A 10,495-nucleotide genomic window follows, 5' to 3' on the forward strand; every position below is an offset into this window, starting at 1 on the left:
CTCGATACCACTACGCGAAACGCTTCGGTATCGAGGCGAGCTATCGACTCTCCGAACAAAGTATTGCGACGACCTCGACACAAAATCCGGTCGTACGGCTGTTGTACGTCGTAGTGAGCTTGTTGTTACAGAACGTCTGGCGGTATCTGCACTGGGAGTACGTGGCGACGCCCCGCCGAGGCGGGCGTCGCCTCTGGGAGTGGTCGTTCAAGGAGTTCATAAACATGGTCCAACGGGCAGCGTGGACGGCCCTCGCGACGCGTCGGGCCGTCCCCGCAAACCGACCACCGGACGACCGGTTTACCCGGTAATCACGACCCAGACAGCCTCCAGCGGGAGTGGCGACGCCGTCGCTGTCGGCGGCGGCTGCCGCCGACGCGACAGCTCTCCGTCGATTCGTCCATGGATCTCTCGTCGAGACCGTCAGTGCAACCGCTCCGACACAGCACTCAGGCTTCAGAAACAGCTAGCCGAGGATGCTTTGTGAGGTACTGAGTCTTGATGAATGTCTGCTCAACGGCGGTTTGGAGGAGCGTTTGGCGAATGATCCTGGAGTCGAAGGCTGCGGCTTCGACTCCAGTGATCGGGATTTGCGAGAGAAGCTTAAGCGCTAAGCTCTCGAGGTCAGAGGCCGTAGGAACGTAGCAACGGTGCCTGGATAGTAGAGGAATTGCATACACCCATCCAGATGCTTCCTGAGAATCTAACCCGTCAGTCGTAGGTATCTTTTGACTCAATGGGAACTGCCGAATATGCTCATAAGGCGTGCACGCCAACACCTGTGAGAGCCACGCGTCGCTAACGCCACGGTGGCTCTCCCCGCATTGGGGGACATCTCGAAGGACAGGTTGACACAGTATTTCCGCGCCTTTCAGCTACATAGGAACTCTTCAATAAACCCGTTGAGAAGCACTTAAACACGCTGTCAAAGCGACGCTCCAAAATCAACAATGTGTCACACACTAATGTCACTCAGATAAATAGTTCCTACAGTCATTATGATTTCGCATGCTTTCTCCGAAGACTCAATAACTGGACAGCGTAGTCCGTATGATCTTCTCGTTGTCTCGAGCAACTCGCCTTACGACCTATCCTAGTGACTCTCTAACCAGACTCGTGTCAATCGCCCCTGTGATAATTGACATAACTCCCCAAACTAGAATTCCAATAGCAATTATGAATGCCAATGTGATCATACTATGGACATCTTGAGCGAGATACCCAACAACGATGGACATAGCGCCAGTTATCAATATAATTTTCCCAATTGGAGCGACAATTCTACTCACCTCTACTGGAAGTTCAGAATAAACTATATACAATTTGACTAGGTTGTAAAATGTATGTGTAATTACCGTAGCGATTGCTGCACCAACGACACCGATCCAGGGGATCAAAAATAGATTCAAGACAACATTACTCACGGATGAAATACCTTTTGCAATCGCTCGTTCACGGGCTCGTCCAAGATAGTCTAAGGGGTTATCAGTGATCTGTGTGATAGATTGTAATATGAGATAGGCTGAAAATGTCTGTAGGACAGGGACTGCACCATGGTATTCTGGTCCGAAAATTAGAGAGATTGTTGGAGAAGAGATCAAAAATAATCCAGCAGCGCATGGGAGATAAATTAATAGAGTATATATTAGTGACTTTTCAAAAATCTTGGCGGATGTAGATTGGTTACCCTCTTCCTTGTTTTTTCCATATGTGGGCGAGATCGAAAACCCGAGAGCTGATGCAGGCATTTGAGAAACACTAATAACCTGCTTACCGATAACATAGTAACTTACTGACACAGGATTCATTAATATCCCAACCAATATTGTATCTACTTTTGAATCAAGCTTGCCAGACATGTTTGTAATACTAAGCGGGATACTATATTCAAGGATCTTCCTCGATATATTCTGTGGTAGATTCGAAATCTCTGGTCTTCCAGAATTCAAGTAGTATCTGTGATAAATCACACAGAACCCAACCAGTGTCGCGAGACAAAAACCAATAATAAATCCCCAGAGAGCACCAATGATACCATACCCAAGCAGTACAAACCCAACAACTAAAATTAGTTGACTAACGCGCTTAGTCACATTTATGACAGCAGACAATTTTATATCCTCGAATCCTTGTGCAATAATACGAGCCGAAAAAGAAGTTGAACTAAATACAATATATAATGTGCCAACTTTCAAAAGCTCTTTTGAGTTTGGCTCGCTTGACACTTCTGCCACAAACGGATGTATAAAGTAAAAGGATACTGATACAAACAATATAATCAAAACATTATAAGAGATGGATGTGCGCAAGATAGTGGGGATCAACTCCGGGGAGCTATCTTTGTTTTCAGCAATATACCTTGCTGCAGACTTTGGTATTCCAAGATTACTAAATACCTTCACAATTGAAAATATTGAAATACTATAAAACAGAATACCATACCCGCTTGGGTCAAGGAGCCGTGCCAGAATCAATGTTAATCCTGTCCCGGCAATTGTCGCGATCAGTTGCCCAGAAAATTCTGATTTGAATTTTTTCCCGAGCTGCGTAGCTATACTCATAGAGATAGCTATACGAATATTCTACTTCTAACTGACGATATAATATCAGTACTTCACAAAGCCGGTTGGTTGAGACGTCTGCTTGCTGCAAATGTGCCAATCAACCATCAAATAGACGGTGAATTCCATGAGAACCAGCTCCTTAACTTCCTCGTCAATTCGTTTGACGAGGAAGTTGCTCTCACACTCGCTGAAAATGCCGAACTTAATGCTGAAGACATCTACGAGGTTCTCGTCGGCGCTTAGTGGTCTGCGGAAGATTTGAGTCTTGCAAGCGCCTTAGAGAGAGTGAGTAGAGAACGTCGGTTGGGGATCGTCAAGCACCTCTCTAAGAAAGAACTGGATAGGAGAGTCGATGGAGCTCAAAAGGCGGACGAGATCCGTTTCGTCCATCGATTGTGCTTTGTCAGAACCTCTACGTGGGAGACACGCTCGAAGAAGCCGGTCGTCGTGTTGGTGTCTCACAGCCGACCAGTAGTCACTGGACCCGCGCGTGGAATAATGGTGGTGCGAAGGGCCTTCTAACGAGCTTCGGGGGCTGACCGCCCCCCGCAGCTTACTCCAGACCTACTTGCGGAGCTCTGGCAGATTCTCGAAGCTGACTAACCGTGAACGTCTCAGCAGATTCACCGAGAAATCGCCGACCGGTTTGAGGTAACGTATCATATATCTCTAATGTTTCTCCGCAGTACTCACTGTTTCTCACCTCCATTGAGCCAGTCTGGAAAAGACTCCAACGGACTCTCTCGCCACTGCTTGTCGAAACGTTCCTTCGTCTTACTCAACGATTGAGCTGCGCTTCCGACTAGATTGCGACCTTCCTCCCCGGCATTTAGATGTTGCGCTGATCATTATCGCCGCCGATAGCGACAGCGCTCCGTCGGTTCGCTCATGATCCTCTCGCCGAGGTCGCCAGTGCAACTGTTCTGGTACAGAACTCAGGCTTCAGAAACAGCTAGCCGAGGATGCTTTGTGAAATACTAACGGACCGAGAATAGAATTAACTTCAGACCGTAAAAAATAATTATTACTACGAATGTGTGCTATTTAGCGCGTTCTTACAGACTTCAACGCCACCGTTTCGATAGATACAGCTTGTTTGTTGTTCCATTTTTGATAATTCTGAACGTGCCAGAAATGCCTCATCGTACATTACAAAGTCCTGCATCCGGTCTGCATCGGTGATGATGTAGTATGTGCTATCGGATGAATTTCGAACGGACTTTGTGAAATTGTACAAAACATTCGTCTGGCTCGATTCGATGTTTCTTCGTTTTGCTGCGGCATCACCATATATTGAATCATAGAACCGATGAGGATACAGGCGGAGATGAGCGTATTCGGTGCTTTCGTCAGTGTACTTAAATACGTGTTCATACCCTTCTACTTGTGCTTTCGTGACATGACCACTCTCCTGAAAAATGAACGGCGAGGGGTGAATTGTCATCGCAGACATCGCGACGATCACGGTTAAAAACACAACACCGGCAATTTTCATTGCCCGATTTTTAGTGAGGTCTGTACGTGAGAGAGGACGTGCCACAATAGCGGGTAAGACGACGCTGACGATGACCATAGCAAACCCGATATGGCGGAAGTATTGGCTGAAGGCGAGCGTGTATACACCGGTGATCGCAGTGATCGGGACGAGAGTCGAAACTAGCATCGTCTCCTCTTTTGATAGATCACCGAGTAATTCAAAACGGCCAAGCGAAAACTGCTGTGAAAGAATGTACAAGAGCATTGCTGTGCCGACAATGACACAAGCAATAAAAGGTATGAAAAACAGCTTAATGAATAATTCCGTAAGCGACCCGCCAACAGCACCAAGTGAGCCTCCTGCCGAACTTAAGTCACCCGTCGTCCCCCCCCTTAAGACGCGCAAGACGACACCCCCGATTGCGCTTGCAAAGAGGTCGAACGATGACACCCATAGCCAGAATACGCAAAACAACGCGATTGCTAAAATGGTTAGTCTCCCTGGATATCGAAATGATGACTTACTGCGGTAAACATACACAATTGATGCCGTAAGTGCGACTAATATATAATTCACAAATTGCTGTGGATGAAAGAAAATATAGCCAGTAAGGAAAATTATACTAACGGCCCAAATTTCACGATCGTTCGATTGCAGCTTTATTAACAAGAATAGAGCAAGCGGAGTCAAGAATATTGTCGCTGTGGTTGTCGAAGGAAGTGAAAAGACGCCTGCTCGACTGATTTGATTCAGCGGAAGGAACAAAGCAGCAGTGATGAGCGAGAGTGTGACGACATTCTGGTTATCTCCGACTCGCCGTGCTGCGGCGACAAGACCAAAAACGAACAACACCGCAAACCAGGGGAACGCAATCAACCATGCTTTGTCAAGTCTAACGCCAGTGACTTGGTGGGTTATTGCCGCCACTGTCGGAAGGGCAGGGTAAATAACCTCCCCAATACCTGTTTTGAGGATTTCCAGAGAGATTCCTCGGTAACCCATTGAATCACCGGGGCCGTGGAAGTGATAACCTCGTAGCAGAGGCAAGGCAAAAATGATGAGAGACACCAACACGAGAGCTGTGCCACCGAGGCGGCGATTAGTCTGCGTGCGTCCAAACATAATAACGATAATACTGATGCCCGACAATAGTGATAAGACAATCCACACCGCTAGAGGAGTTGAACCATAAATTGACAGTTCATAGTTGGTTGCTGGGGATGCAACAGAGAGTGTTGTAGCAACTGCAAAAAGGAAACAAATTGATGTGAAGATGAATTTTGTTCGTTCATTCATTCTGTATATGGTGCATCTATGACCGAATTTGTAAACCTATCGTTTCATACAAACTAGCACATGAACAAGAAATCAATGAACATAGAATAAAAGACTAGTTCTAAGTTAAGAAAATCAGACATTTAAATACAAACATATTAGTGAGAGTTGTTAGAAAAGCCACCTATGTACGATGCTGATGCTGTGAAGACGGCGTTGAAACGTCCAAACTTAGCGCTAACGGAACTGAACCGTCTATATTATACTCGTGGGCAGACGCGTGAATATAATCCAAACGGTACAGACATTTTTAATGAGGACTGGGATAACCTTATTATACTTGATGCTTGTCGATTTGATATATTCGAAGAATATCTTCCCCTGGATTCTTTTACGGGGTCACTTGAATACCGTATCTCAAGAGGGAGTGCTACACGAGAGTGGATTCGTGGGAATTTTACTAACCGGGATCTCTATGATACTGTCTATATTGACTCAAACGGCTACTACGCCAGACTAAAAGATGAAATAGAAGCGGAAGTCTACAAATACAATCTTGTTGAAAACGATGCTTTTGGAGGAATCTCAGCTAGCCCGGAAATAGTAACAGAGGCTGCGATAAACGCAGCGAATGAATATCCGCACAAGCGACTTCTCATTCAATATATGCAGCCTCACCAGCCATTTTTTGGACCGACTGGTGAAAATATCAACTATAAGGACAAATTCCCCAAAACCGTAAGTGAAAATAATTTAGATGCAGATACACTGTTTCAAGCTTATCGAGAAAATTTAGAAATTGCACTAAATTCGGTATTAGATCTCATTAATAAACTAGATGGGAAAACGGTGATTTCATCAGATCACGGGGAATTGCTTGGTGAGTCACAGTCACCGCTTCCTGCAACATACTACGGTCATCCTGCCGGACTGTATGTCCCAACATTAGTTCGAGTGCCCTGGTTCGTAATTGACAGCGAGGACCGACGACGGATTCGAGGTGGAACTCCTGAACAAGATGAAGTAGGGTTAGACTCAAAGGAGATCGACGAAAAGCTACGAGGTCTGGGGTATAAAATCTAATATCAGGACATCACAAGGCCCGCTAGTTGACACGCCTACTGGTGTGGTTGTAACTAAGACCAGCAAGTAGACGCGAGATTCACAAAAAACCAGTTATTAGCTTCCTGCCAACATGAATGCGTAAGATAAGTTCCGAAACAGGAGAACTACCAATCGAGAAGATTCAGTAAGACTCCCGTTACCTGCTGCTACATGAATTTCAGAACTTCTCTTGAATGCTCTGTTAAATGGCGTCTGATCAGCCGATATCACCACGTTAGAAGGGCGAGGCCGAGAAATTAGATTCTTGCCCATAAAAGTCGACCTCCTCGACTTCGTTGAGCAGTGTCGTCATCTAGCCAAACAAGCGTTGGGAAAGCACGCCGGAGAGCCTGCCAGTGGTGGGTTCGCCCGCTGGGTCCCGTGCTATATTGCTTCCAGCTCGAAGAGAGACACAGCTACCGTGAAACGCCGAATCCGCTGAGGTATCTGACTGAAGTTCGTGACGCGCTCGGTCTAGATAGGGGCGACCTCCCGGACTACAGTACGATCTACAAGTCGTTCGATTGGCTGAAGATGTGGGTCTGGCGAGCGTTGCTGCGCGTTTCCGCGCAGCGACACCCGCAGTCTGGCCACACTGTAGTCAACAGCACGTTCTTCGACCGCCGTTGTGCTTCGTCGTACTTCCGCCAGCGGTCCGAAAGCACTGTACAGACGCTGAAAGAGACGACATTAACTGATATAGAGTCGCTCGCTATTCTTGACGTCCATATCATAGTACGGTGAAAGCACGATACGAAGACCGGGCCGCAGGTCGTCTGTCGGAACGCGGACGACTTGCTGACCATCGCTGCGGACAACGGGTTCCAAGATTGGCACACAGAGTGCGAGGCCTCAACATTTCACGTCGAGTAGCTTGTTTACTACCGCGGTTCATCACCGAAGACAGCTGCGAACAATACGCTTATTCAGTCAAAAGGCTGCCCTCAGCGCTGGATGGCGGAGACCTCGTATTCGACAACGAAGCGCTCGCTCGGCGATACCGTGCGAGCGCTCGGCTGATATCGGCAGCCCGCGAAATTGCCCTGATGTTCACCGTCGTCAATATAGAATCCCTGTGTGAGCTACTGTAACGGTAGCTCAGTATCTATTCAACAGAACACTCCTGAATGACTTTATCACGTGATACGTGAAGGTGGGTTACAGAACGCTACACCGATGGATTTGAGCATACGACCAACTTGAGGACGACAGACTCACCATTCAGTCGTCATTCAGCCACATAGCCAAGGTCTGCGAGCCGATCCCGAACATCGTCATCGAAGTCTTGAGAAGTCTCGTCCATAACTGGCTCCCCATTCTCATTTGTCCACTCAGACAGTTTCTGACTTAATTCGGAGACTATCTCTTTGTTTTCTGGGGAAAGGTCGTCGGATTCGTTAGGTGGTTCAAAGAGTACTTCTCCCTCATCCCATGAGACTAGTTTCCAGTCTTTAGTTCGAATTGATGTCGAAAGTCCTGGGGGAACAATCTCTGGGTCAAATTTAGGATCATGCTCACGTGCTTTTTCAATGGTTTGACGCTTTGTTTCCTTGCCCCTCTGCGTTATTGCGAATTCTGGCGCTTCTTCCGGTAACAACCGACCTTGCATCCCATCTGTGTTAACACCGATTTCCTCGAGCACAGTTTGCATCACGTCTATGTGCTGGAACACTGGTAGTTCAATCTCGGATAGCCGTTCAGAACCCCTCACAGCGATAGGGACATTGATTAACTCATCAGAGAGCAGCAGTTTGTGTGAGAACAGGTCGTACTCTGCAAGCAAATCACCGTGGTCAGATGTAATGACGACAATTGTGTTCTCATCCAAGCCCAGTGAATCGATGTGGAACAGCAGATCTCCAATGAGGGCGTCAGTTTGGGCGACCAAAGCATCGTATGCACCCCTAATTGACTCGATCTCTGGATCGGAGAACGGGCACCTATTTGCTATCGTTTCATATACGTCTTTTGATGATTCAAAAGCAAAATCTGCATCTGATCGGTTGATTCCTATATTGGACTGATAGTGTGGCGCAGGGTAATAGGGGTGGTGGACACCATGATAGTGAGCGGCGAAGAAAAATTGTTCCTTAGATTGGGACAAGTTTTCAAGTCTATCTTTGACGATTTCGTTTAACAAGTAATCCGGGTTGTGCTTCCTCTTTTCAACCGTCAAACCTCCTGAAAATTTACGTACATTAGCTGCGAATGAGAGGAGACTAGACAACGAACATTCGCCTACTAGTGATTTCAGGTCGAAATAGTCAAAACGATCAAACCCTCTGTCTGCCCCGGTAGAGTCAGAGAAATAAGGATTCACTGACACTGCCTCTGTTGTTAAATTCGCCATTGAGCATCGTTCAGCCACCGTTTCTATTTGTTTTGGTATGACCTCATTGTGGAGGCCAGCACCGTGATGGGATGGATGCGTTCCCGTCATCATTGATGCAACAGACGGTTGTGACCAAATCGCGTGGGAGAAACAGGTTGTCGCGATTCCATCGTCGTCTTCCCCGATTCTTTCCAAGTTTGGCGTGGTATCCGGTCCATCGTTCCCAAGTGATGTCCGATCCCCGCGAATACTATCGAAAATGAGCCAAACCACGTTTGAGGAATCCATTGAAAACAAGTCAAGAACGGAGGTACATATCATTTGCGAATAATAGATTGCTTACCAATTCAGATTCAGTACTTCACAAAGTGCCCTCGACTAGCTGATTCTGAAGCCTGAGTCCGGTGTCGAAGTAAACCTGCTGACATTCTCCACCAGTAATCATGGATGAACCAGCGGAGCCGTCGCTGTCGGCAGCATTGTTACTCTCACTAAGAGGCTAGTCTGGTCGGTGATTACCAGATGAAACGGTCGTCTGATGGTCGATTTGCGGGGACGGTTCGACGCACCGCGAAGGTCAGCCACGTTTCCTGTCGGACCATGTTGATGCATTCTCTGTTCTGTAGGATCGCTAGACTGCGGCGTGGCGACTCCGTTATGTCGGTAGAAAGCAAAGCGGCAGACTGTCTTGATTTCCGAATTCCGCCGCATCACTCGTGTTACGGCTGCTACTGCTAAAGCAGTTGTCGAGAACCCAGGCGAACCCGCCGACCCCGTCGGGGGTGGCGGGTTTGTCGACTGGGTGATACTTACGCTTCATGCACTAAAAATCGAGCTTGGCAAGTCCTAGCGCCAGACGATTGGCTTGCTCAGCGAAATGCCGGGTTCTCGGCTGGCCTCACGCGGTTGCCTCACTACACGGTGCTCTGCGATTGGTTCGAGAAAATTTCGACGAAGGCCTGGCGTGCGTTTCTCCGCACTTCGGCAGAGAAACGCACTGGCCACACCTCTATCGATTTTACTGGGTTCAACCGGCTCTGTTGAATCACTAGACGGCGTCGGGATAAGCCACTAAATCAAAGGAGTTGAAGCGGGAGGTTGCGAGTGTCTATGACGCAAATATCCCGCTTCACTGGCGAGATTGTGCCGCTTGCTCAAAGGGTTACTGGCGATAGAGACGAATCCGCCGCCCCGGAAGGTGGCGGCGGATTCGCCGACTATGCCCTCGTTTCTCTCCATTGTCTCCGAATTTACCTTGATACGTCCTACCGCATGACGATCGACCTGCTGAAAGAGATGCCGCAAATAATTGGGGAGATCGGCCTCGACGCGGCCGATCTCCCCTCACCATCCACATTGTGTAAGGCGTTCGACCGATTCAACATGAGCGTCTGTCGAGTGCTGCTGCGCCACTCGGCGCAGCTGCACGATCCTTCGAAGCACGGAGCGGTCGATGCCACGTTCTACGAACGAGATGCAGCAAGCCGCCACTACTGCAATCGAACGAACTACCGCGTGCAGAAGCTCAAAGTCACGAAGCTCGTCGATACAGACAGCCAGGCGATCCTTGACGTACACTGTTCGACGACCCGGGAAGGAAGTGATGCCGACCTCTGTGGGCAGATCGCCCGCAGGTAGTGAGTAAGAGAAGTATTGCAACTACGAATCCATCGATTCGTACTCCAAAAGGGTCGGAACGGGCGCTTACAATTGGCCTACTCCCAGGACTTAGCTTGCGAACTA

5 protein-coding genes and 6 pseudogenes are annotated in these 10,495 nt (G+C 48.0%); 8 read left to right on the forward strand and 3 right to left on the reverse strand.

What is annotated here, in order from left to right; translation table 11 throughout:
- Together BSG17_RS25495 and BSG17_RS28860 are read left to right on the forward strand one after the other, a co-directional pair.
- Nucleotides 1-311 (forward strand): annotated as a pseudogene (locus BSG17_RS25495) (ISH3 family transposase); the annotation flags it as partial.
- 454 nt (nt 312-765) lie between these two features.
- A pseudogene (locus tag BSG17_RS28860) lies at nt 766-966 on the forward strand (hypothetical protein); the annotation flags it as partial.
- A 122-nt stretch (nt 967-1,088) separates the two neighbouring features.
- On the opposite strand, the gene BSG17_RS25505 reads toward BSG17_RS28860, so the two are convergent.
- Nucleotides 1,089-2,561, reverse strand: coding sequence for a flippase (locus BSG17_RS25505; RefSeq protein WP_089828157.1), 1,473 nt, complete (start codon nt 2,559-2,561; stop codon nt 1,089-1,091).
- Nucleotides 2,562-2,654: 93 nt separating this feature from the next.
- Here BSG17_RS25505 and BSG17_RS26640 point away from each other — a divergent pair.
- Both BSG17_RS26640 and BSG17_RS28865 read left to right on the forward strand, forming a co-directional pair.
- Nucleotides 2,655-2,804, forward strand: a pseudogene (locus BSG17_RS26640) (ISH3 family transposase); the annotation flags it as partial.
- 155 nt (nt 2,805-2,959) lie between these two features.
- Entirely contained in the window at nt 2,960-3,103 is a 144-nt protein-coding gene (locus BSG17_RS28865) for a helix-turn-helix domain-containing protein (RefSeq protein WP_394327991.1), read from the forward strand.
- Nucleotides 3,104-3,591: 488 nt separating this feature from the next.
- Here the strand turns inward: BSG17_RS28865 and BSG17_RS26645 are convergent, their stop codons facing one another.
- Nucleotides 3,592-5,337: a hypothetical protein gene (locus BSG17_RS26645; RefSeq protein WP_139246826.1), complete on the reverse strand. Its 1,746-nt coding sequence runs from the start codon at nt 5,335-5,337 to the stop codon at nt 3,592-3,594.
- A 165-nt stretch (nt 5,338-5,502) separates the two neighbouring features.
- Here BSG17_RS26645 and BSG17_RS26650 point away from each other — a divergent pair, with 165 nt between their 5' ends.
- A complete protein-coding gene (locus BSG17_RS26650) occupies nt 5,503-6,399 on the forward strand; it encodes an alkaline phosphatase family protein (RefSeq protein WP_139246827.1) in 897 nt (298 codons plus the stop codon).
- A gap of 292 nt (nt 6,400-6,691) precedes the next feature.
- Nucleotides 6,692-7,511, forward strand: a pseudogene (locus tag BSG17_RS25515) (transposase).
- A 137-nt stretch (nt 7,512-7,648) separates the two neighbouring features.
- On the opposite strand, the gene BSG17_RS25520 reads toward BSG17_RS25515, so the two are convergent.
- Nucleotides 7,649-9,040 carry a sulfatase gene (locus tag BSG17_RS25520; RefSeq protein WP_170864965.1) on the reverse strand — a complete coding sequence of 464 codons (1,392 nt, stop codon included), beginning with the start codon at nt 9,038-9,040 and terminating at the stop codon, nt 7,649-7,651.
- A 400-nt stretch (nt 9,041-9,440) separates the two neighbouring features.
- On the opposite strand from BSG17_RS25520, the pseudogene BSG17_RS28155 reads away from it, so the two are divergent.
- Both BSG17_RS28155 and BSG17_RS25530 read left to right on the forward strand, forming a co-directional pair.
- Nucleotides 9,441-9,787 (forward strand): annotated as a pseudogene (locus BSG17_RS28155) (IS5/IS1182 family transposase); the annotation flags it as partial.
- Between the two features lie 75 nt (nt 9,788-9,862).
- Nucleotides 9,863-10,387, forward strand: a pseudogene (locus tag BSG17_RS25530) (IS5/IS1182 family transposase); the annotation flags it as partial.
- Between the last annotated feature and the right edge of the window lie 108 nt (nt 10,388-10,495).

It is taken from the genome of Halogranum amylolyticum, assembly GCF_900110465.1.
Classification (GTDB): domain Archaea; phylum Halobacteriota; class Halobacteria; order Halobacteriales; family Haloferacaceae; genus Halogranum; species Halogranum amylolyticum.

What these genes read in the sequence shown, in the direction of transcription:
- BSG17_RS25520 (WP_170864965.1), bottom strand. Translation starts at nt 9,040, where the DNA reads ATGGATTCCTCAAACGTGGTTTGGCTCATTTTCGATAGTATTCGCGGG.
- BSG17_RS25505 (WP_089828157.1), bottom strand. Translation starts at nt 2,561, where the DNA reads ATGAGTATAGCTACGCAGCTCGGGAAAAAATTCAAATCAGAATTTTCT.
- BSG17_RS26650 (WP_139246827.1), top strand. Translation starts at nt 5,503, where the DNA reads ATGTACGATGCTGATGCTGTGAAGACGGCGTTGAAACGTCCAAACTTA.
- BSG17_RS26645 (WP_139246826.1), bottom strand. Translation starts at nt 5,337, where the DNA reads ATGAATGAACGAACAAAATTCATCTTCACATCAATTTGTTTCCTTTTT.